Source organism: Bifidobacterium sp. (assembly GCF_022640935.1).
GTDB lineage: Bacteria > Actinomycetota > Actinomycetes > Actinomycetales > Bifidobacteriaceae > Bifidobacterium.
This window is the reverse complement of sequence record NZ_JALCCV010000014.1, coordinates 25,797-47,476: the sequence shown is the minus strand read 5'-3', so window position 1 is coordinate 47,476 and position 21,680 is coordinate 25,797. Positions and strand designations below refer to the sequence as shown.

Here is a 21,680-nt window from a genome sequence, read left to right as displayed (position 1 = left end):
CATCTGCTAGTGCGCATGCGCCGAGCCCCGGGCCGATAGACATATGTCAAGACAGTTAAGGAGAAACAATGGCAGAGACATTCAACGTGGTCGTCGAGATCCCGCGCGGTTCCAAGAACAAGTACGAGGTTGATCACGAGACCGGCCGCGTGTTCCTGGATCGCACGCTGTTCACCGCGATGGGCTATCCGGACGACTACGGCTACATCGACGAGACGCTGGGCGAGGACGGTGATCCGCTCGACGCGCTCGTGATGATCCCGAACTCCGTGTTCCCCGGCTGCGTGGTAAAGTGCCGCGCCGTGGGCTTGTACCATATGGTCGACGAAGCCGGCGGCGACGACAAGGTGCTGTGCGTGCCCGCCGACGTGCGCTTCGACGACATCAAGGACATCGACGACGTCAACGAGTTCCACAAGGCCGAAATCAAGCACTTCTTCGAGCAGTACAAGGCGCTTGAGCCCGGCAAGGAAGTAGAGCCCGGCGACTACTGGGCTGGTGTGGACGAGGCCGATAAGCAGATCAAGGCCGCGCGCGAACGGCTGTCTCAGCAAGCCTGAGCGCATTCGTCAAGGGAGAGAAGCAAAAGAGCTGAATCACAATCCGACTCAGGGCTCGCGCATCTTTCCCACCCATGCAGATCACAGAAAGCCGTCCGCCCGGGCGGCTTTCGTCATATGTGCAGGTGTGTGCGGGTGGCGGGCACGGCATTCGCACGCTTTCCTCCCTCGAAGGTCCCCAACCGTAGGCACCCTCCAAACATTGCAAATCACGCACCATGGCAGATCCAGCACAGGGCTTGTGCTGCATGGCCGGCTCTATGCATCGCAATGCCCGCGCAAGAGTCAAGTTGGCGCGGGCATTGTGGTGAGCGATGAAACGTCGCAACCCCGCATTCGCACTGTCGCCGTGCTCGATTCTCGATATCATCTCATTTCTTGCCCAAGATGACTGCGTAACGCCTTTCAGCCTCGGGCACAGCAGAGCTCGAGGCATCTTGTCCGATCAAGTGCTATATTCGTGCCTATTAACTAAACGACATGCGAACGGCATTCGTGTTGAATTCAAAGCCGGTGAGAATCCGGCAGTTCTGTGTCGGTATCCGAGGCGTAGGCGGCGAAGGCCGTCGAGGCCCATCGGCGGGCAACACCGGCGATGAACCCTTTGAATACCACATATGATTATTCAACCATTGCTTATTGCTATATCCGTATCTATGGATGCTTTCGCCGTCGCCATCGGCAAAGGTCTCGCGGCAACGCGCATCCGTCCTCTTGACGCGCTGAAAACCGCTTTGTGGTTCGGCGGATTCCAGGCGCTATTCCCGCTGCTTGGCTACGTCGGAGCCACTGCATTCAACGAGTATCTCGCAGCCTTCGACCATTGGATCATCTTCGCCTTGCTTACCCTGATCGGCGGTAACATGATTCGCGAAGCTGTGCGCGGCGAAGAAGCCAGCTTGCTCAGGAACGCGCAATTCGGCTGGCGCCGCATGATGCCGCTGGCCATTGCATGCAGCATCGACGCCTTCGCCGTAGGGGTGAGCCTCGCCTTCCTGAAGTTCAACGTGCCTTTCTCCATCGCAATCATCGGCATCGTGACGGCCGTGTTCGCTGCCATCGGTCTCTACATCGGCCGTATCGCAGGGATTCGTTGGCAGAAGCCGGCGCAGATCGCAGGCGGCATCGTGCTGATTCTCATCGGCACCCATATACTGCTGGAACATTTGGGCTTCATCGGCTGATGCCTATATTCCCAGTCTGATCAGCCATCTGATCACATACTCGGGCGGCATTGGTCTATGCGGCCAAGAGCATGGCATCGAAAAGAGCATTCGCGAATGAAGGGGAACTGCGGAAGATACCATGCCGGGGCAACACGGCAATCACACAACCCGGCGGCAACACAGCTGCAGCATCGAGCGCAATCACAACAGCGTCTTATAACGCGAGCGCTGCGAAAGCGACGAGGAAGGCGAGGAAGCCGTGCACCATCGCAGGCAGCAGACCGAATCCGAGCCAAGGAGCAGGATTCAACGCATCAATCGCCGCATCTTGCCACCACTGGCGGGATACGAACGCCATAGCGACGATCACTGCAAGCGCAGCGAGCGCAACCGCACAAAGAATCCAAGCTGAGCCCGTCGATAAGGCCCGCATAGCACCTGACGGCTGCGGCGCGACAAGATCATGCCATTGGCGCAGCACGCGCGCCAAAATGATCCATCCGGCCGATCCGACAGCTGCAACGCCGCCTAAAACGAAGGATGAAAGCGATCGCACCAGCTCGGTTCGCGGCTCGCGCAGCATCTGACGGAGGAAACCGGTGATGACGAGCAGAATGAGCAGCACCACCAACGCGCTCGCCCAGCGGGAGACCACCGGCATCATCGCATGCGCCATCAAGGCAGAGGGTTCAATGAAGGTGCCATCCTGATGAGCGACACCGGGAAGCATGGCGACGAGAATCGACGCGGCGCCGGCCACCAGGGCGGCGATCCTGGCAATCATGTCGGCACGCAACGGCCAAAGCGCCACAAACGTCAGCAAGGCCACGGCCGCAAGCACGGCGACGACAATCTCCGGCAAACCCCACACTGCGCCTACGACGCAGCATGCCGCAAACACGAACGTTGCGATCAGCTGCGCGGCGAACATCATCGCTGGCGATGGCTGAGCCGAAGGCCGGACCGATGGCTTCTGCGCTGACGGATCGGTCTGCGTTCGATTGGGTTCGGCATTGAAGGCCATAAGACCGTTCCTCTCTCTATATGACACGCCATGCGGTAAGATATGGCTTCAAATGTAGCCGCACGTGTCCACAACCTGCGGCTACAATACCAGCAAACGCACAAGGCACGGCTGTTATAGGTGGTACCGTCGGCTGTACACTGTACCCAGAGAACACTGTGGGAAGAGGGAGGTTGCGTGACCGATCTTACGCTGATGACGTCCGCCGGTGACCCAGCTTCAGTGCTGCCCTCCCTTGCCTTGCTCTCCCATCGCGTGCGTGTGCTGCCGATGGACGCGGCGAGCTTGGTGAAAATGCCTGAGAATACGATTCTGTTTCTCGACGCCCGCGATGATCTCGCCAATGCGAAAACCCTGTGCCGGCTTGTACAGGCCACCGGTTTGAGCACGCCTATCGTGCTGGTGCTGACCGAGGGCGGTTTCACCGTGGTCAACTCGCAATGGGGCGTGGCTGACGTAGTCGTGGCCAGCGCTTCGCCGGCCGAAGTCGAAGGCAGGCTGCGGCTGGTTTCCGAACACGTCGGCCAGGTCGCCACGCGTTCCTTCGGCGGCGAGGAAACTGGCACCCAGGTCGAAGACGGCCAGATCCGCAGTGGCGATCTTATGGTGGATACGAATGGATATACCGCCAGCCTGCGCGGCCATCCAATCGACTTGGCCTATAAGGAATTCGAACTGCTCAAGTACCTCGTGCAGCATCCCAATCGCGTGTTCACACGCGCCCAGCTGCTCCAGGAAGTATGGGGATACGACTATTACGGCGGCACACGAACCGTCGATGTGCATATCCGACGGTTGCGCGCTAAGCTCGGCGGCGAATACGAGCATCTGATCGGCACCGTGCGCAACGTCGGCTATCGCTTTGATCCGCCGGAAGGCGACAAGCCCGCAGTAGTCGAAGCCGTGGAGGCTGCCCAGGCGGCTATGGCGGACGCGCCAGGCGAACCGACACAATCCACACGCACCCATTCCGATCGGGACATGCATGACAGCGTCGATGCAGACGCTGCGGATCGGGAGGGTTCGGGCGCGCCCCATGGGGCCTCCCCCGAACCCTCCTTCGACACGTCGTCCGATTCCCAGCAGTAAGGGCGCGCCGCGCCATGCCACGTGAATCGAAACGATCTCGGCTCGCCCGGATGCACGGCGAGTATGCGCTGCTGTGCGGGGAGATTCCCGAACCGCGGTGTGCATTGGACTTCTCGACGCCGCTGCAATTGCTCATCGCCACCGTGCTGAGCGCCCAAACGACCGACAAACGGGTCAATACCGTTACACCGACGCTGTTCCGCCGCTATCCGACCGCCGCCGACCTGGCCGCCGCGAATCCCGAGCATGTCGAAGACATCATCCATCCGTTAGGCTTCTATCGTTCGAAATCCGCGCATATCATCTCCTTGGCCGACCAGCTGCAGGAACGTTTCGGCGGCGCAGTCCCGGCTACGATGGAAGAGCTGGTGACCTTGCCCGGCGTCGGCAGAAAAACCGCGAATGTGGTGCTGGGCAATGCGTTCGGCGTGCCAGGCTTCCCGGTCGACACACATGTGATGCGCGTGACCGGGCGGCTCCGCTGGCGCTCGGACTGGCGCTCCACGCATCCCGACCCGGTGCGCATCGAGCGCGAGATCACCGCATGTTTCCCGCCCGAAGAGTGGACCGACCTATCGCACCGACTGATATTGCATGGGCGCGCCATCTGCCATGCCCGTAAGCCTGACTGTGCTCATTGCCCGCTCAATATGACCTGCCCCAGCGCCCAGCTATGATATGCCCAGCTTTGATTCTCAGCATTGATATAGGCTCCTCGATGCTGGTACGGGCGCGCAATTATGATCGGAAATACGTAATCGCTCGACTGCAGATACACAGCCACGCAGTTACGCCATAATGATGCAACCCACACGACGAGAAGACGAGAGCCTGCAGATGACACAGCACCGGAAGCATGACGTCGCCAAGAGATGGGGCATCTTCGCGGCCGTCGCCATGGCGCTGTTCGCCGCCATCTGGCTCGGCTGGTCGTTGCTCAATCATCAGGACGTCATTCCCGGCATCGGCCCGCTGCAAACGAATACCACCGTGACGGTCGGGCTCCGGCAGGCGCCCGCTTCGTTGGACATCCGCGCCCAGGATGGCCATGCCATCGATCAGGCGCTGCTCGGCAACGTCTACGAAACCCTCGTGCAGCGCAACCAGAACAACGAGCTGGAGCCGGGTCTGGCGAAAACGTGGAATATCTCCAAGGACGCGTTGACTTACACGTTCACGCTGCATTCCAACCTGCATTTCTCCAATGGCAACCGGCTTGACGCCGCCGATGTCGTATGGTCCCTGCAGCAGGCGATCCGGCATCATTACACCGGCTGGAATGAGCTCGGCTCCCTCAAGTCGGTCCAGAACCCTGATCCGTCGACGGTCGTCATCGCACTGGCCAAGCCCAATCCCACGCTGTTGCGCGCGCTGTCGTGGCGGCCGGGCATCGTCTACGATTCGCAGTCGGACATCGACTATGGGGACCAGGCCTTGGGTTCGGGTCCGTTCATCGTTTCCGGCTACGAAGCCGGCCGGTCCATCACGTTGAAACGCAACGACTCATACTGGTCGGGCTCCGCCGCCTCCTCGCAGGTGACGCTGCGCTACTTTTCCGATGATGCCTCGCTCATCAAGGCGCTGCACGACGGCAGCGTGAACATGGCGGTACCATCCAACCCCGATCTGGAAACATCCGTGGACGAGGACCCAACGCTCAAAGTCGTCGACGGCATGAGCACGTCGAAAGTGCTGCTCGCCTACAACGGCGGCACCGACTCTATCTTCTCCGACCTGCATGTGCGCCAGGCGACCCGATACATCATCGACTCGACGGCCCTCATGCGCACACAGGCCGATGCGGCACAGCAACTTGGCGGACCGATCAGCCCGCTGGAGCCCGGCTACGAGAATCTGACCGGACTGTTCCCCTACGACGTGGCCAAGGCGCAGTCGATGTTCTCGTATTTCTCCACGCACTATCTCGGAACGCTGGTGTTTGTAGTGCCTCAGCGTTATCAGTCGCTCGGCGAGGCAGTGACCCAGCAGTTGCAGGCGCACAGCCGTTTCAACGTGCAGATGCAGGTGGTCGACGATGCAACATTGAAATCGCGCATGGCCACGGGCGATTACACGATGGCGCTGCTGACGATGGACGGAACCGACGACGCTGGCTTGTTCGCCGATCCCAAATCCCCGCTGCGCTACGAGAACGGCGCCGCCCAACAGCAATATGCCAAAGCGATGGCGGCCACCAGCGACAGCAGCTACCGCAAGGGCATGCAGGCTTTCGCGAGAACCGTAAGCCAAGACGCCGCCAGCGACTGGCTGTATACACGCAAAAGCCGCATCGTGGCCAAGGTCAAACTCAGCGGTTACCCCAAGAACATGGTCGATCAACTGCTGCTGCTGAAGGATCTGCTGACCCGATAGGCGCTTGGCCCGATTGGCTGAATGAGCAAGTTGGAACGCCCCGGCGACGAGGGTTGCGCCAATGCCGGGAGCGGCCGCCGGCATGCGTTCCATCTAGGCAAAAAGTCTGCATATGAATGATTCCTGTATGTCACCGTCGCTTTCTAGACTTGGGCTTCATGACTGATCAGGACAAGAGCAATATCATCGGCAACGCCAGCAGCAATACGGCGGATAATGGCATCGCCGCCAGACTGACCCCGCTGCCCGACAAAGTGGGCGTCGACGGGTTGGAAAACAAGTGGCGTTCGGTATGGGACGAGACGGGCGTATACCGTTTCCGCAATTCACGCGACCGCAAGGCCGTCTACTCCATCGACACCCCGCCGCCCACCGTTTCCGGATCGCTGCATGTGGGACACGTATTCTCCTACACGCATACCGATGTGATCGCGCGCTACAAGCGCATGCGCGGCTATGATGTGTTCTACCCGATGGGCTGGGACGACAACGGCCTGCCGACCGAGCGGCGCGTGCAGAACTACTATGGCGTGCGCGTGGACACGTCGCTCAAGTACGATCCTGATTTCAGGCCCCCCTTCGAGGGCACGGACGGCAAGAAGATCAGCGCCAAGGACCAGGTGCCGGTCAGCCGCCAAAACTTCATCGAGCTGTGCGAACAGCTCACCGCGCGTGATGAAAAGCTATTCGAGGCACTATGGCGCTCGCTAGGCATGTCGGTGGATTGGAGCCAGACGTACCATACCATCGGCGAGCATCCGCGGCGCGTGGCGCAGAAGGCGTTCCTGCGCAATCTCGCGCGCGGCGAGGTCTATCAGAAGGATGCGCCGGGCCTGTGGGACGTGACCTTCCAGACCGCCGTGGCGCAGGCGGAACTCGAGAGCCGCGAGTACCCCGGCTTCTACCATCGCATCGCTTTTCGCTTCGCCGACGGCACGCCGATCTACGTCGAAACAACCCGCCCCGAACTGCTTGCCGCCTGCACCTCGCTGATCGCCAACCCCGACGACGAACGCTACAAGAACTACTTCGGGCAGGAAGTCTACTCGCCATTGTTCAAGGTCAAGGTGCCGGTGTTGGCGCATCCGGCCGCCGAAATGGACAAGGGCGCGGGCATTGCCATGTGCTGCACCTTCGGCGACATGACCGACGTCCAATGGTGGCGCGAACTGAAACTGCCCACACGGCCGATCATCCAGCGCAACGGGCGCATCGTGATGGGCACGCCGGAGTGGATCACCGACGAGGGCGGGCGCGATATCTTCGCGCAGACCGCTGGCAAGACTACGTTCTCGGCCCGCAAGCTCATTGTGGACGCGCTGCGCGAATCCGGCGACTTGGACGGCGAGCCGACGCCGACCGACCGCATGACGAACTTCTACGAGAAGGGCGACAAGCCACTCGAAATCGTCACCTCGCGCCAGTGGTACCTGCGCAACGGCGGCACCGATGAGGCACTCAACGCGGAGCTGATCGAACGCGGCAGGGAACTGCAATTCCATCCTGATTTCATGCGCGTGCGCTATGAGAACTGGGTGCATGGCCTCAACGGCGACTGGCTCATCTCCCGCCAGCGTTTCTTCGGCGTGCCCTTCCCGCTGTGGTACCCGCTTGATGCAAACGGCAAGGCCGACTACGCTCACCCGATCACTCCCGCCGAAGAGCGGCTGCCCATCGACCCGACCAGCGACGTGCCGGCAGGCTACACGGAGTCGCAGCGCGACCAGCCAAACGGGTTCACGGCCGAGCAGGATATCATGGATACGTGGGCCACGTCCTCGCTCACCCCGCAGATCGTGACGCACTGGGCCGAGCCGGACGAGGCCAGCCAGGCGCTGTTCAAGGCGACCTTCCCCATGGACCTGCGCCCGCAGGGTCAGGACATCATCCGCACGTGGCTGTTCAGCTCTGTGGACCGCGCGCACCTGGAGAACAAGTGCCTGCCGTGGGCGCATACTGCGCTTTCCGGCTGGATCCTCGACCCGGACCACAAGAAGATGTCGAAGTCCAAGGGCAACGTCGTCGTGCCCAACGAGCCGATCGAGAAGTTCGGCGCGGACGCAGTGCGCTATTGGGCCGCCTCCGCGCGGCTCGGCCTGGACGCGACCTATGACGAAGGCCAGATGAAGATCGGGCGCCGCTTGGCGATCAAACTGCTCAACGCCACCAAGTTCGCGCTGGCCATCGGCCGCGAAGACGAAAACCATCATGTCGGCGAGAACGCCACGCAGGTCTGGAGGCCCTCCGATGTGACCGAGGCGCTGGATCGCTCGGTCATGGCTTCGCTCGCGCAGGTGGTGCACGAAGCCGGACAGGCGTTGGACGCCTATGAGCATTCCAAAGCCTTGGAGGCCATTGAGACCTTCTTCTGGCAGTTCTGCGACGACTATATCGAACTGGCGAAAAACCGCGCGTACGGCACCGCCGACGCGACAGGAAAAGTACCTTCGGACTCCGCCGTGCTCTCTGCGCGGACGACTTTGGGACTTGGACTGGACGCCTTCGCCCGGCTGTTCGCGCCATACCTGCCCTATGCCACCGAAGAGGTATGGTCGTGGATGCACGAGGGCGAAGGCTCCGTGCACCGCATGGCATGGCCTGATGCCGGACTGTACGAGCAGGCGGCAGGCGGTGCGGCTGAGGCTGGAACCAGCACTGCCGGTTCGACCGCGACCGGTTCGGCCGTTGCTGTCGATGCGAATACGCTGCTGTGGGCAGGCAAGGCGCTGGCCGAGTTGCGCGGGCTGAAGTCGCAGGCCAAGGTCTCCATGAAGACCCCGATCCTCTCCGCCACGCTGCTGGTGCCTGTACTTGGCGTGCGAGCAGTCAAGTCCGCGCTCGACGATATCGCTGAGGCGGGCCGCGTCACCGGACCGTTGGAGGTACAGGCGGCCGAGGCGTCAGAAGGCGAATCAAGCGAGCCGACGGTAACCGTCGCCGCCAGCGAGCTCGGCGAACCGCCAGCCAAGAAACCGAAGCATTGAGCTAAACTCGGCCGTGAGAGGATGCTGTTCTCTGGTCTAGCTTTCGCTGGCCTCACCCCGTGTGGCTGGTGTCCGCAGACAAGGTCTGCGGACACCAGCCACACCTTTTACGCCACCTCGGCTCTGCCATACAAAGGTGACGTTATACGCCCAAGGCATCGCGTTTCGTACGGCAATATCGCGTAGCGTAACATCGACGATTACACCACGGTCATGCGAACACGTCGAGAACCTGGGGATCGCCCCCGGCGGCCGCGATGCGGGCGTGGCGTTTTTTGGTCTCGGTGACGACGAATTCGCGATACATTTCGGCGATGTCCGTATCCAATCCGGCATCTTCGGCAATACGGTGCAGGCGTTCGATCTGATACTCTTCGCGCTGGTAATCAGCCGGGGCGAACCCGGCTTCGGCCTTGAACCTGCCAACTTGCGCGGTGGCCTTGAAACGCTCGGCCAGCAGCGCGATGACCGCGGCGTCGATGTTGTCGATGGATTGGCGCAGCTGCGTGATGCGTTCGACCGCAGCGGCCACTTCGGGATTGTGTTCGGCCTGCGCCGCATCTATCGTCGTATCACGCCAATCGCCGTTCTCGCTATCGCCCATGCCTCTACCCTAGCGCACGATAAAGTCGGGACAGTGAAGAAAGAATAACCCAAGAAGTGCCGGCCAGGACAAAAAACGGGGAAAGCCTCAGGCGCAGAGCGGAACAGTGTCAGCCCTCGAAATAAGTCTGCAGGATCAGCGTGGTTTCAGTGTTCACAGGGACTGTGCGATGGATGAGGTTGAGCAGCTCTTCAAGCCTCCCTGGCGAGGCGACCCGCACAACCAGCAGGAAGCTGGGCGCGCCCGCGATCGAATAGCAGGATACAATGCCCTCGACGCCCTCCAGCTTGCATGGAATATCGCATTCCTGCGCGTAATCCAACGGGGTCACGGAAACAAAGGCGCTGATGGGCAGCCCTCGTTTCTCTTGATCGACGACTGCGCGATATCCGGCGATGACGCCACGCCGCTCGAGCTTCTGCACCCGTGATTGCACGGCCGAGACAGACAACCCCGAGACTTTCGCAAGCTGCGCAAGCGTGGCGCGGCCATCAGCCTCGAGCATATCCAAAATGGCCGCATCGGTCACATCGATGGCGTCGGAAGCCTTGGCGCCAGCCGACTTGCGTTCTTCCTGCGCGTTATGCACTCGAGCCACGTCCATCAGTCCCCTTTATCTCGCTTCGCGTTCCGTTCGGCGTCTCGCCACGCAACGCGCCCCCGCGTTATGCTGCGTCTCCGCAGCATAACGTCGTTCCGAACAGCATTGCCAGTCAAGCCGCATACGTTGTTGCTGCTTTCAAGAATATCCCCCTGCCTGCCAACCGGAAATTCGCAGGAGCGCCACCTCTTTACAGAACAGTAATATTTGTTGTCTTACTGTATACATAGTGTAAATATTCTTACAATAACCAATATTACAGTAAGTCTTTCTGAAAGGTGATGCTATGCATACTATCACCACGCCCATCACACCAAGCATTGCCTGCGCAACTGCCATGCCGGTCATCGCGCAGCACATAGCCAGCATCCCGCGCTCCGGCATTCGCGCAGTCTTCGACCAAGTCGAGGCGTACCCTGATGCGATTTCGCTGTGCGTCGGCGAACCGAGCGAGACCGCCGCCCCGCATATCGTCGATGCGGCCTGCGATTCCATCCGACGCGGGCAAACCAAATACACCAATGTGCTCGGCATCGAAGAATTCCGCGAGGCCGCCGCCCGCTACAACCTCGAGGCGAAAGGGATTCGATACGACCCTGCGAAAGAGATCCAGGCGACGGCAGGCGCCACCTTCGCGCTGTTTCTCGCTCTCAAAGCCGTCGCCGACCCGGGCGATGAGGTCATCATCCCATCCCCGTTCTTCACATCGTATGCCGCCGAAACGTTGCTGTGCGGCGCAAAGCCAGTGACGGTCGCACTGCGACCGGAACATCGCATGCAATTGAATGCCGACGACATCGAGGCGGCGATCACACCACGGACGCGCGCGGTCATCATCAACTCACCGGGCAACCCCACCGGCGCCGTGACGCCGCACGAGGAGCTGGAGCGCATCGCGCAAGTCTGCATGCGCCACAACATCTGGGCGATCTCCGACGAGGTCTATCATCCATTCGTGTTCGCAGACGGCATGGACGCCGCCCCTTCGATTGCCAATGTCGATGGCATGAAGGAACGCACTATCGTGGTCGAGAGCCTGTCGAAAACCTTCGCCATGACCGGCTGGCGCATCGGCTACTTGCTGGCGCCGGCGCAAATCATCGAACATACCGGCACGATCGCCGAACTTATGCAATCCTCAGTGAACGCGACTGCGCAATATGCCGGCACCGCCGCGCTTGCCGGCCCGAGGGACCATATCGCGGCGATGCGGGAAGATTACCGCGTCAAACGGCAGATTGTGCTGGATGAGCTCGCGGCCAGCGACGTCTTGAGCCTCATCGAACCGCAGGGCGCTTTCTATGCTTTCGTCGATATTCGCGCGACCCAGCTGGATTCGCAGGATTTTGCAGTGCGGCTGCTGCATGACGAGCGTGTGGCCGTCGTACCCGGTGACGCCTTCGGGCATGAGGGGGCAGGATTTGCGAGGCTCTCGTATGCCGGCGACGCCGACGAGCTGCGTGAAGGAGTGCGACGCCTGCGTGATTTTGCCGAACGTATATGCGATCCGCTGCCGGGCAGCCGTACCCGCGCCTATCATCGCATGGGGATCATGGCCTGAACAGCCCGGTTATGGCTTGCCGGCCCGCACGGCGTGTGAGGTACGCCATATACCGCACAACATCTTCGCCGTTGCGTGCGTCTTTCCTCGCCTACCGGCTTTTGCAAAAACCGGTAGGCGGAACCTCGCCACGTGCGTGGGGGGCAGAACTCATGCAATGGGCGGCGCCGAATCATGCCCAAGCACCCCGCTGGATGCAGCGCGCAGCTGCTGACGACCAGAATTCGGCTAGTTCAAACCGCTCTGATGGATGATCGCAGTGAGAAAATCGCGATTGGCGGCGGTTTTCTTCAGACGCGGCACCAAGGTCTGATATGCCTGCTCGGGCTCGAGCCCGCCGAGCAGCCTGCGCAGACGATAGATGATCGGCAGCTCGTCGCTGGCGGTGATCAGCTCTTCGCGGCGCGTGCCGGAAGCGTTGATGTCGATGGCCGGGAAGAGCCGCTTGTCGGCCAGCTCGCGGCTCAGTCGCAGCTCCATGTTGCCGGTGCCCTTGAATTCTTCGAAGATGACCTCGTCCATCTTTGAGCCTGTTTCCACTAGCGCCGAGGAGATGATGGTCAGCGAGCCGCCATTTTCAATGTTGCGCGCCGCGCCGAAGAACCTCTTGGGCGGGTACAGGGCCTGCGCATCGACGCCGCCGGACAGGATTCGGCCGGAGGCCGGGGCGGAAATGTTATAGGCACGGGCCAAACGGGTCATGGAATCAAGCAGCACGACCACATCCTGGCCAAGTTCCACCAGGCGCTTGGCGCGTTCGATCGCCAGCTCGGCGACCGTGGTGTGATCCGAAGCCGGGCGATCGAAGGTCGAGGAGATGACCTCGCCCTGCACCGTGCGCTCCATATCGGTGACCTCTTCAGGGCGTTCGTCCACGAGCACGACCATGAGGTGGACCTCAGGATTGTTCGTCGCTATCGAATTGGCGATATTCTGCAGCGTGATCGTCTTGCCGGCTTTCGGCGGGGAGACGATCAGACCGCGCTGGCCCTTGCCGATCGGCGCGACGATGTCGATAAGCCGGCCAGTCAAACGATTGGGCGTAGTCTCTTGCCTGAGCCGCTCCTGCGGATACAGCGGGGTGAGCTTGGAGAAGTGCGGACGGTTGACGGAGTCCTCGATGCCGCCGCCGTTAATGGTATCGATCGATTGCAACGGCACGAACTTCTGCCGCTGATTGCGGCGGTCGCCTTCGCGCGGCGGCCGGATCGAGCCGTGCACCGCATCGCCCTTACGCAAGCCATACTTTTTGACCTGGCCCATAGAGACATAGACGTCGTTGGGACCGGGCAGGTAGCCCGATGTGCGCACAAAGGCGTAGGAATCGAGCACATCGACGATGCCGGCGACCGGCACGAGATCATCCTGAGCCTCGTCATGGCGATTGTCGCGGTGCTCTTCACGATCTTCGCGATTGTTGTCGAAATCACGCTCGCGGCCGCGCATATGGCGCTGGCGACGATCCGAGCCATTACCATTGTTGCGGTCATTGCGGTCATTGCGGTCGCGCACACGGGTGCGACGAACGAATTCGTGCTCCTGCGGCTCTGACGACTCCTGAGTATCGGCACCGCGACCCTGCTCGGGCAGCACGGCGAGAATGTCGTCGAGATCGCGCACCTCGGGCGACTCGTGTTCCGTATTCTGCGTTGTGGCGCGACGGCGACGACGCGTCTGGTCGGAATCGTATTGGGGTTGTTCGCGTCGCTTGCGTCCACGGGGCTCGTCACTGCGCTTCGCATCGGGAAGTTTGATGTCCAATTCGTCGAGCAGATTCGTCTCGTCGTCTTGCGGCCCTTGACGCTTTGCGTTGCGCGCATGGGTGAGGGAACGTCGGATCACCCGCTTCTCGCCTTCTGAAGAGTCGCCCTCGCCGCTTTTCACTTCACCGTGATTCGGCCCCTCTATGCTGTTCCTGCCATCGCCGAACACCGCCGCGGCGAACGGTGTCTGTTCGCGAGCTGCTGTCGTTTGGCCTTGCTGCGGCGTGGCAGCTGTCCCGGTGGCGTCTTGCGGCGCCGCCGGCGCCGATGTTGTTCCCGTCAAAGGCGCGGCCGCTGCCGACTGCCCTGCTGCGGCCTTTCTGGTCTGCCGCGTTTTTCCTGGCGTGTGCACGCTGACGCCCTCGGGCGCCTGTCCGCCTGAGCGAGCCGCCTGCAACGTGGCGAGCAGTTGGGGTTTACGCATCGTCGACGTACCCCGAAGTCCCATTTGCTTGGCGAGCTCCTTGAGCTCAGGCAGCTTCATATCCTCAATATTCTGGCTTGTTGCCACTGGTGTTGCCTTTCCTTGGCTCCGTTCGGCACACTGCCTGGGAGCTGTACGAAAAAGATGCGGTAAAAACCGCTATGAACGCCCGGCACCATCGCAATCGGCTGCCGGACTCCGTTTACTGTACAACGCAGCATCGACCAACGCAAACAAGGTGTTCATCGCCACAGTGCGATCCACCCTTCAGCGCGGCACATTTTTGCGCGCTGCAAAGGGCTTCGTGCGGGGGTTGCGATGTCTGAACTCGGTCGGGCATCATCCAACACGTACAAACCACGTGGGTAATGCGGGACTCGCGATGTTTCGCGGCTGCCAGACATCACAATGCCCGCATCCGGATAGGAAGAATGCGGGGGTTGCGGCGGTATCGACGGGTTGCGGCAGCCTCCCGGGTCATTGGCATGATTGGCATTCCCTGTTCGCCCTGCGCAACTCGCCGACAGTAGCCGATGTGGCCCGCACGGCACGGCCACATGCTCCGCTACTTCTTCTCGTGATAGGACTTTTCGGTGTTCACCGACCACACATTGCGTTTCGAGGTTTTGCCGGACCTTATGTTGCCGACGGCCTCGATGGCGCTGGCCATCGAGTGGTCCTGGTTGTTGTAGCGGTGCTGGCCATTGCGGCCCACGCAGTACAGGTTGCCAAAGGAATCAAGGTACTCGACCAGCTCGGGCATTTGCGCGTAGGTGTCGAAGTACGCCGGATACGCCTTCTGGACGCGTTCGCGATGCGAGTCGAGCACATCCTGCGGACCGTTGATCAAGCGCATGCGGGTGAGTTCCCTGATGGCAAACTTGGTGGCGTCCTCGTCGCTCATATTCCAGAAGTCGTCATTTTCCTGGCAGAAGTATTCGAGTCCGACCCATACCGTGTCGTCGACGTCCTTGACCAGGTATGGGCTCCAGTTGTTGAAGATCTGCACGCGCCCGACCTTGTAGCCCGGGTCCTGCACGTAGATCCAGCAATCCGGCACAATCTGCGGGCTTCCCAAGGTGGGGATGTCGGTGGTGTTCTTGATGCGCAAGTGCTTGACGAGCAGACCGATGGTCACGAAATCGCGGTACGGCAAGCCGTTGGCGACATGGATCATATCTTCAGGGACGGCCTTGGCAACGGCTTTGGGCTGAACGGCTTCGGCAGCGCCGCCTTTGCCGGAATCAATGGTTTCAGCGATATCGGTCTTCTTCGCAGATTCTGCGGACTCCGTTGATTTGCGGGTCCTCCTGGCATTGCCGGGGACTGGTCCTTCGGCCAATGCATTGACCAAGTCTTTGATCGGCATCGACGAGATGAATTGGTCGGCCTTGATCTCGGTGCTCTTGCCCGCCGAATCGACATAAACCACCGAGGCGATCTTGCCGTTCTTCTGGCGGATCTCGCGCACGCGCGCGTCCGTGACGACCTTGGCGCCGTTCTCGACGCATTGCGACTCCACGGTCTCCCACAACTGGCCCGGGCCGAGCTTGGGATACCAGAACTCTTCGATCAGAGAAGTCTCGACCTGGCTGCTGTCGCGCTTCTTCGGCATCATCTTGAGCACGGCGTTCTTGAGCACGGCGACCACGTCGAGGCCCTTGACGCGCTGCGCGCCCCAATCCGAAGAAATCTCCTTGGGCGGGCGGCCCCACACCTTCGCTGTATAGCCTTCGAAGAACATCGAGTACAGCTTGCGGCCAAAGCGATTGATGTAAAAGTTCTCGAGATTATCTTCCGGCAGTTTGCTGAACATCGAATGCAGGTAGCTGAACCCGACCTCCATCGTGAGTTTGAAGCCGAGCGCCTTGAGCAGCCCGGGCGTCAGCGAGATCGGGTAATCAAGGAAATGATGATTCCAGAATATGCGCGAGACGCGGTGGCGTTTGAGCATGACCTTGTCCGTGAGCTCCGGATCCGGGCCGCCAGACTCCAGATCGTGATGCCGCCCGAGCTTCTTGTCGTCGTAGGACGGCGCGCCTTGCAGCGGCAGGATGTTCTTCCACCAGTCCATGATCCGGTCGTCTTTGGAGAAGAAGCGGTGGCCACCGATATCCATGCGGTTGCCGTTGTGCTTGACCGTGCGCGAGATGCCGCCGAATTCCTTCGTTGCCTCCAGCACCGTCACGTCATAGTGCCCGGCGCCGCCGTCCTTGACAAATTCCCAAGCGGCAGTAAGGCCGGCGGGACCTCCGCCGATGATCACGATGGATTCCTTCTGCGTCACATTGACCTCCTATAAGCAAATAAATCGTTCATACTATACCCGATGCGGCCCGCCATGCCGCGCAAACCGGCAAACATGCACGAATGCGCCGCATCTGTGCGCTTCCTGCGAGCTGCGCGCATCACGCCAAGACCCCGGGTGGGCACAAGTCGCAAGCGCTTGCTCAATCAAACGCAGCGCTCGATCAAGAGCCATGTTCAATCGAGAGAATCAGGGATGTCAATATCCGATTTCTGGACCTCCTCCACGTTTACGTCTTTGAATGTGACGATGCGCACATTCTTGACGAACCGCGAGGAGCGGTAGACGTCCCATACCCACGCATCAGTGAGCTGGACGTCGAAATACACGTCCTGCCCGGCCGAACGCACGTTGAAATCGACCTTGTTCGCCAGGTAGAAGCGCCGTTCGGTCTCCACTACGTAGGTGAACAGCTTGATGACATCGCGGTATTCCTTGTAGAGCGAAAGCTCAGCGTCGGTTTCGTAATTATCGAGATCCTCGGCGCTCATTGATTGCCTTCCTTGCCGTTCCTATGCCCGCGGCCCAAGCTGCGCCACCAAGCCTGCTTGGACGATTTGCGCCCTGATGCCGAGAAAGGCCAGCCGCCTTCCTGCGCGCCGTCGTCGGCAGGCTGTGCTCCTTCGCCGCGGCGCTGCAGATCGCCGGCCAAGGATTCAAGACTATTATCGCCATCACTGCCGCCGTCGCCGTTTGCGCTGACGCCGGGTGCGTCGGCAGCATCAGCCGTGTCAGCGGCGCCGGTATCGCTGGCGACTTTCTGAGCCGGCTGCTCGCCTTGCGGCTGTGCTGCTGGCTGACCCGATACCGTCTCCGAAACCTGTTGCCGTGTCGCCTGCCGCTTCAGCGGACGAGCATCAGGGTTGTCCGCTGTGCTCGACTTTCCTGCCAAATCGGATTGGCGGGCCCTGGCCGCCCCACCGGTCTCGCCTGTTTTGCCCGCTGCATCATCGCCCGAAGCGCCGTTGCGATGCTGCTCGATGCCTATCGAGTGCTCGCGCGCACTCAACGCCTCGCGCACCCCTGGGTTATCTTCGATCACATGCATGCCGAATGCATCCAGCGAGCGGATCGGATCGTACTCGTCCACCAAGGTATCCAGTACATGGAGGTTCTGGTATTTGCCGTTTTCGACATCCCACAGCGCATCGCGAGATGTTCCCGAGAGCACGAATCCCAACGACTGGTAGACCGAAAGCGACCGCGAGTTCTTCTCCGGCACAGCCACCCAAATCCGGTGCATGCCAAGCCCGACGGGTTGCGGCGCGAAACCGTAGGTCATCACGCGCGGCATGGCGTCGCGCGAATACCCGCGGCCGCGATAATCGCATCCCAGAACCACTTGGATGCGGGCCGAACGCGCCCAGCCGTCGATATCGATCAGGAAAATCATGCCGATGACGCAATCCTTGGCTTTGGCCTTGGCTTCGCCGCCGTCGGCATCGGCATCAGCGTGCGGCGTGTCGGTCAGAATCGCCCATGCAATGGTGCGCCGGGATTCGGGATCACCCACTCCCGACTCGTTCGATGCCAAGCCTTGGGACCACGCGTCCGAACGGCGCACCCACGCATGCACCGCTGCACGTTCGGACTGGGAGTCCTTGCCAGTGATCTTGGAGGCGTCTTGGAACGCATTGAGTTCGTCGAGCCGTTCCAGATCGTCGATGGCCGCTGGCCGCAGCCGCACCATTTCGCCGCGAATAGATGGTATGACAAGACGCGCAGGCAGGGCGCGAGGCACTGTGCCGTCCGACGGGCTTGCAGCATTGACTGACATTCGCTTGTGTTCCTCAATTTCGGTTACCGCTACTTACAGCTATGGTACTCGCCGTACTGCGGGAATCCAGTGTGTGCGCTGAATGATGACGCCTGGCTGGGCAAAACCGGATGTCATGTGGGCGAATGCCGTAAGCTCGGACTCTGCGCACTTGGACCCTGTATGCCCCGACTCGGTGTGCCCCGGCCTCCAGGCTGTGAATTTCCCGGAAAATTTGGTGAAAATGGGCTTTCTCGGAACCTGAAAATCACAAAATCCCGGGAAGGTTCGCAACGTGCGAACAAGCAATGGCCAAACGGCGAAACGGGCCCGGTCCTGTTCGCACCGGGGCCACGCCTCTGCGCCGATGCGAACAAGGCAGGCCCGTTCTTTCGGTTTGATGCTCAGCCCTTGAGCTGCGCCATGACGATCTTGGTGACTGCCTTCGCATCGGCCTGGCCCTTGGTGGCCCTCATCACCGCGCCGATGAGCGCTCCCATCGGCTTCATGTTGCCGCTCTTGAGCTTTTCGACGACATCGGGATTGGCTTTCATCGCCTCGATTACCGCAGCATCCAGCGCGCCGTCATCCGACACCACCTGATAGCCGTGCCGCTTGACGACTTCGGCCGGAGCGCCCTCGCCGGCGAGCACGCCGGATATGGTCTGCTTGGCAAGTTTGTCGTTGAGTTTGCCGTCGGCGACGAGCTGCTCGACCGCAGCGATGTCTTCCGGGCTGATCGGCAGCTCTTCGAGCGACACGCTGCGAGCATTGGCCTCGCGGCTCAATTCGCCGAGCCACCACTTGCGCGCGCCGCCGGCGGTGGCGCCGGCCTTGATGGTCGCCTCAATGAGATCGAGCGCGTCGGCGTTGAGCACATCGCGCATCTCGATGTCGTTGAAGCCCCATTCCGCCTGCAGGCGGTTGCGGCGTGCGCGCGGCATCTCAGGCATTTGGGCCTGCATCTGCGCGATATGCTCCTTGGTGACATGCACCATGACCAGATCGGGGTCAGGGAAGTAGCGGTAATCGTCGGCATCCGATTTGACACGGCCGCCGGCAGTGGACTGCGAAGCCTCGTCCCAATGGCGGGTCTCCTGCAGAATCTCCCCGCCTTCGTTCAAAATCGCGGCCTGCCGGCGGATCTCGTACTGGATGGTCTTCTCAATGCCGCGGAAGGAGTTGACGTTCTTGGTCTCGGAGCGGGTCCCCAGCGGATCGTCTGGGCTGCGGCGCAGCGAAATATTGACATCGGCGCGCATATTGCCCTGTTCCATGCGGGCGTGCGAAATATTCAGCGCACGCACGATGTCACGAATAGCCCGGACGTACGCCCCGGCGATTTCCGGCGCGCGCGCCCCTGCACCTTCGATGGGCTTGGTGACGATCTCGATCAGCGGCACTCCGGCGCGGTTGTAATCGACCAGCGAATGGTCGGCGCCTTCGATGCGGCCGTCGGCTCCGCCCACATGGGTGTTCTTGCCTGCGTCATCCTCGACGTGCGCACGCTCGATCGGCACATGGAACATCGTGCCGTCTTCCAGCTCGACGTCGAGATAGCCTTCGCCGTTCAGCGGCTTGTCATACTGCGAGATCTGATAGTCGCGCGGCATATCGGGGTAGAAGTAGTTCTTGCGGGCGAACTGGCTCCATTCGGCGATGTCGCAGTGCAACGCCAGTCCGAGCTTGATCGCGTAATCGATCGCGGTCTTGTTGACCACCGGCAGCGAGCCGGGCAGCCCCAGGCTCACCGGGGTGAGCTGCGTGTTCGGCTCACCGCCGAATTCGATATGCGCCGGGCAGAACAGCTTGGTGTTGGTACTTAGCTCGACGTGCGTTTCGAGTCCGAATACCGGGTCGAACTTGGCGACGGCATCGGCGTATTTCATCAGTTTCTCAGCCATGATTTCATTCCTTCCGATGCGTTAATTCGCGGCAGTTTCGAGCCAGGAGGCGTTCATCGAACGCCAGATCGGGCCGTTCCAGCGCTCTTCCAAGGCCGCTTCGAGCGCGGCAGCGGGCTTGTAGAGCAGGTCGTCGCGCTTCTGCGGCGCGATGAGCTGGAAGCCGACCGGCAGGCCGTCGTCGCTCAATCCCGCTGGAATGCTCATGGCGGGGGTGCCGGCGAGGTTTGCGGGAATCGTCGCGATATCGTTCATATACATGGCCAGCGGATCGTCCATTTTCTCGCCGAATTTGAAGGCCGTGCTGGGCGAGGTCGGGGAGACGAGCACATCTGCCTGTTCGAAGGCTTTGTTGAAGTCCTCGATAACCAAGGTGCGCACCTTCTGCGCCGAGCCATACCATGCGTCGTAGTACCCGGCAGACAGCGCATAGGTGCCCAAGATGATGCGCCGCTTGACCTCGTCGCCGAAACCGGCTTCGCGCGTGGCAGCCATCATATTGGCGGCGGTTTGGGGCACGCCATCGGCCGGCATGACGCGCAGGCCGTAGCGCATGCCGTCATAGCGAGCCAGGTTCGAGCTAACTTCGGAAGGCATGATGATGTAATAGGCACCGAGCGCGTATTCCAAGCGCGGGCAGGAGACCTCCACGACTTCCGCGCCCATGTCTTCGAGCAGCTTCACCGATTCCTCGAAGAGTGCCTGGACGCCGGGCTGGTAGCCGTCGCCGCCAAGCTCCTTGATCAAGCCGACCTTCATGCCGTGCAGGTCGCGTTTCGCACCTTCGCGCGCGGCTGCGGCCATTGGCGCCACCGGCATCGGGATAGAGGTGGAATCGCGTTCATCGTAGCCGCCGATGACTTCTTGCAGCAGCGCCGCGTCAAGCACCGTGCGCGAAACGGGGCCGATCTGGTCGAGCGAGCTGGCCATGGCGATTGCGCCGAAGCGCGACACAGCGCCATACGTCGGCTTCACGCCCACGGTTCCGGTCAATGAACCAGGCTGGCGAATCGAGCCGCCCGTGTCGGTGCCCAAAGCAAGCGGCGCCTCGAACGAAGCCACCGCCGAGGCCGAGCCGCCGCCCGAACCGCCGGGAACACGCGTGGTGTCCCACGGGTTGTGCGTAGGGCCATAGGCCGAATGCTCGGTCGAGGAGCCCTGCGCGAATTCATCAAGATTCGTCTTGCCCAGCAGCGGCATGCCAGCCGCCTTGAGCTTTTCGATGACCGTTGCGTCATAAGGAGGCACCCAGCCTTCGAGGATCTTCGAAGCAGCCGTGGTGACGATGCCCTTGGTCACGATCATGTCTTTGATCGCGATCGGCACACCGGCGAGCTCCGGCAGGCCTTCGGCATCGCCTTTGGCGTGCTTGGCGTCGAAAGCATCCGCCTGCGCAAGCGCCTCATCGCCGGAGACTTGCAGGAAGGCGTTGATTTTCGGCTCGGCGGATTCGATGACGGACAGGTGGGCTTCGACCAGTTCACGGCTGGATACTTCGCCGGACCTTATCCTGGCGGCCTGCTCGGCGGCGGACAGCTGTACGAGTTGCGTGGTATCGCTCAT

Annotated in this window: 16 protein-coding genes; 7 read left to right on the top strand and 9 right to left on the bottom strand. The window is 61.1% G+C overall.

From position 1 onward, the window contains the following. Nucleotides 1–68: 68 nt before the first annotated feature. The gene (locus tag LKG04_RS04940; protein ID WP_291761743.1) at nt 69–560 is read left to right on the top strand and encodes an inorganic diphosphatase; all 492 of its coding nucleotides are present in this window, start codon (nt 69–71) and stop codon (nt 558–560) included. Between the two features lie 617 nt (nt 561–1,177). After that, nucleotides 1,178–1,744 carry a manganese efflux pump MntP gene (locus LKG04_RS04935; protein ID WP_291761741.1) on the top strand — a complete coding sequence of 189 codons (567 nt, stop codon included), beginning with the start codon at nt 1,178–1,180 and terminating at the stop codon, nt 1,742–1,744. A gap of 196 nt (nt 1,745–1,940) precedes the next feature. Here the strand turns inward: LKG04_RS04935 and LKG04_RS04930 are convergent, their stop codons facing one another. Then, on the bottom strand, nt 1,941–2,750 hold the full coding sequence (locus tag LKG04_RS04930) for a hypothetical protein (protein ID WP_291761739.1): 810 nt from the start codon (nt 2,748–2,750) through the stop codon (nt 1,941–1,943). A 195-nt stretch (nt 2,751–2,945) separates the two neighbouring features. Here LKG04_RS04930 and LKG04_RS04925 point away from each other — a divergent pair, with 195 nt between their 5' ends. The 4 genes from LKG04_RS04925 (at nt 2,946) to valS (ending at nt 9,196) form a co-directional block, all read left to right on the top strand. Then, a complete protein-coding gene (locus LKG04_RS04925; protein ID WP_291761749.1) occupies nt 2,946–3,839 on the top strand; it encodes a winged helix-turn-helix transcriptional regulator in 894 nt (297 codons plus the stop codon). Between the two features lie 14 nt (nt 3,840–3,853). Continuing rightward, nucleotides 3,854–4,516, top strand: a complete 663-nt coding sequence (gene nth, locus LKG04_RS04920) for an endonuclease III (RefSeq protein WP_291761737.1) — start codon at nt 3,854–3,856, stop codon at nt 4,514–4,516. Between the two features lie 160 nt (nt 4,517–4,676). Further along, nucleotides 4,677–6,212: an ABC transporter substrate-binding protein gene (locus LKG04_RS04915; protein ID WP_291761735.1), complete on the top strand. Its 1,536-nt coding sequence runs from the start codon at nt 4,677–4,679 to the stop codon at nt 6,210–6,212. Between the two features lie 158 nt (nt 6,213–6,370). Next, nucleotides 6,371–9,196 (top strand): valine--tRNA ligase, encoded by a 2,826-nt coding sequence (gene valS, locus LKG04_RS04910; protein ID WP_291761733.1) that lies wholly within the window; start codon nt 6,371–6,373, stop codon nt 9,194–9,196. Nucleotides 9,197–9,407: 211 nt separating this feature from the next. On the opposite strand, the gene LKG04_RS04905 is transcribed toward valS, so the two are convergent. Beyond that, nucleotides 9,408–9,800 carry a chorismate mutase gene (locus LKG04_RS04905; protein WP_291761731.1) on the bottom strand — a complete coding sequence of 131 codons (393 nt, stop codon included), beginning with the start codon at nt 9,798–9,800 and terminating at the stop codon, nt 9,408–9,410. Between the two features lie 109 nt (nt 9,801–9,909). Then, entirely contained in the window at nt 9,910–10,404 is a 495-nt protein-coding gene (locus LKG04_RS04900; protein ID WP_291761729.1) for an Lrp/AsnC family transcriptional regulator, read from the bottom strand. Between the two features lie 334 nt (nt 10,405–10,738). Here LKG04_RS04900 and LKG04_RS04895 point away from each other — a divergent pair, with 334 nt between their 5' ends. After that, a complete protein-coding gene (locus LKG04_RS04895) occupies nt 10,739–11,962 on the top strand; it encodes a pyridoxal phosphate-dependent aminotransferase (RefSeq protein WP_291761747.1) in 1,224 nt (407 codons plus the stop codon). A gap of 228 nt (nt 11,963–12,190) precedes the next feature. On the opposite strand, the gene rho is transcribed toward LKG04_RS04895, so the two are convergent. The 6 genes from rho to gatA form a co-directional block, all read right to left on the bottom strand. Next, a complete protein-coding gene (gene rho, locus LKG04_RS04890; RefSeq protein ID WP_291761726.1) occupies nt 12,191–14,236 on the bottom strand; it encodes a transcription termination factor Rho in 2,046 nt (681 codons plus the stop codon). Nucleotides 14,237–14,714: 478 nt separating this feature from the next. Continuing rightward, complete coding sequence (locus tag LKG04_RS04885; RefSeq protein WP_291761725.1) at nt 14,715–16,436, bottom strand: NAD(P)/FAD-dependent oxidoreductase; 1,722 nt, start codon at nt 16,434–16,436, stop codon at nt 14,715–14,717. 197 nt (nt 16,437–16,633) lie between these two features. Continuing rightward, nucleotides 16,634–16,948: a DUF2469 domain-containing protein gene (locus LKG04_RS04880; RefSeq protein WP_291761724.1), complete on the bottom strand. Its 315-nt coding sequence runs from the start codon at nt 16,946–16,948 to the stop codon at nt 16,634–16,636. Continuing rightward, nucleotides 16,945–18,234 carry a GNAT family N-acetyltransferase gene (locus tag LKG04_RS08850; RefSeq protein WP_291761722.1) on the bottom strand — a complete coding sequence of 430 codons (1,290 nt, stop codon included), beginning with the start codon at nt 18,232–18,234 and terminating at the stop codon, nt 16,945–16,947. Before LKG04_RS08850 ends, LKG04_RS04880 begins: the two co-directional genes overlap by 4 nt. A gap of 383 nt (nt 18,235–18,617) precedes the next feature. Further along, on the bottom strand, nt 18,618–20,117 hold the full coding sequence (gatB, locus tag LKG04_RS04870; protein ID WP_291761719.1) for an Asp-tRNA(Asn)/Glu-tRNA(Gln) amidotransferase subunit GatB: 1,500 nt from the start codon (nt 20,115–20,117) through the stop codon (nt 18,618–18,620). 21 nt (nt 20,118–20,138) lie between these two features. Further along, a complete protein-coding gene (gene gatA, locus LKG04_RS04865) occupies nt 20,139–21,680 on the bottom strand; it encodes an Asp-tRNA(Asn)/Glu-tRNA(Gln) amidotransferase subunit GatA (protein ID WP_291761717.1) in 1,542 nt (513 codons plus the stop codon).

What these genes read in the sequence shown, in the direction of transcription:
- LKG04_RS04880 (WP_291761724.1), bottom strand. Translation starts at nt 16,948, where the DNA reads ATGAGCGCCGAGGATCTCGATAATTACGAAACCGACGCTGAGCTTTCG.
- gatA (WP_291761717.1), bottom strand. Translation starts at nt 21,680, where the DNA reads ATGAGCGATACCACGCAACTCGTACAGCTGTCCGCCGCCGAGCAGGCC.
- nth (WP_291761737.1), top strand. Translation starts at nt 3,854, where the DNA reads ATGCCACGTGAATCGAAACGATCTCGGCTCGCCCGGATGCACGGCGAG.
- LKG04_RS08850 (WP_291761722.1), bottom strand. Translation starts at nt 18,234, where the DNA reads ATGTCAGTCAATGCTGCAAGCCCGTCGGACGGCACAGTGCCTCGCGCC.
- LKG04_RS04895 (WP_291761747.1), top strand. Translation starts at nt 10,739, where the DNA reads ATGCCGGTCATCGCGCAGCACATAGCCAGCATCCCGCGCTCCGGCATT.
- valS (WP_291761733.1), top strand. Translation starts at nt 6,371, where the DNA reads ATGACTGATCAGGACAAGAGCAATATCATCGGCAACGCCAGCAGCAAT.
- LKG04_RS04930 (WP_291761739.1), bottom strand. Translation starts at nt 2,750, where the DNA reads ATGGCCTTCAATGCCGAACCCAATCGAACGCAGACCGATCCGTCAGCG.
- LKG04_RS04940 (WP_291761743.1), top strand. Translation starts at nt 69, where the DNA reads ATGGCAGAGACATTCAACGTGGTCGTCGAGATCCCGCGCGGTTCCAAG.
- LKG04_RS04900 (WP_291761729.1), bottom strand. Translation starts at nt 10,404, where the DNA reads ATGGACGTGGCTCGAGTGCATAACGCGCAGGAAGAACGCAAGTCGGCT.
- LKG04_RS04915 (WP_291761735.1), top strand. Translation starts at nt 4,677, where the DNA reads ATGACACAGCACCGGAAGCATGACGTCGCCAAGAGATGGGGCATCTTC.
- LKG04_RS04925 (WP_291761749.1), top strand. Translation starts at nt 2,946, where the DNA reads ATGACGTCCGCCGGTGACCCAGCTTCAGTGCTGCCCTCCCTTGCCTTG.
- LKG04_RS04905 (WP_291761731.1), bottom strand. Translation starts at nt 9,800, where the DNA reads ATGGGCGATAGCGAGAACGGCGATTGGCGTGATACGACGATAGATGCG.
- LKG04_RS04935 (WP_291761741.1), top strand. Translation starts at nt 1,178, where the DNA reads ATGATTATTCAACCATTGCTTATTGCTATATCCGTATCTATGGATGCT.
- gatB (WP_291761719.1), bottom strand. Translation starts at nt 20,117, where the DNA reads ATGGCTGAGAAACTGATGAAATACGCCGATGCCGTCGCCAAGTTCGAC.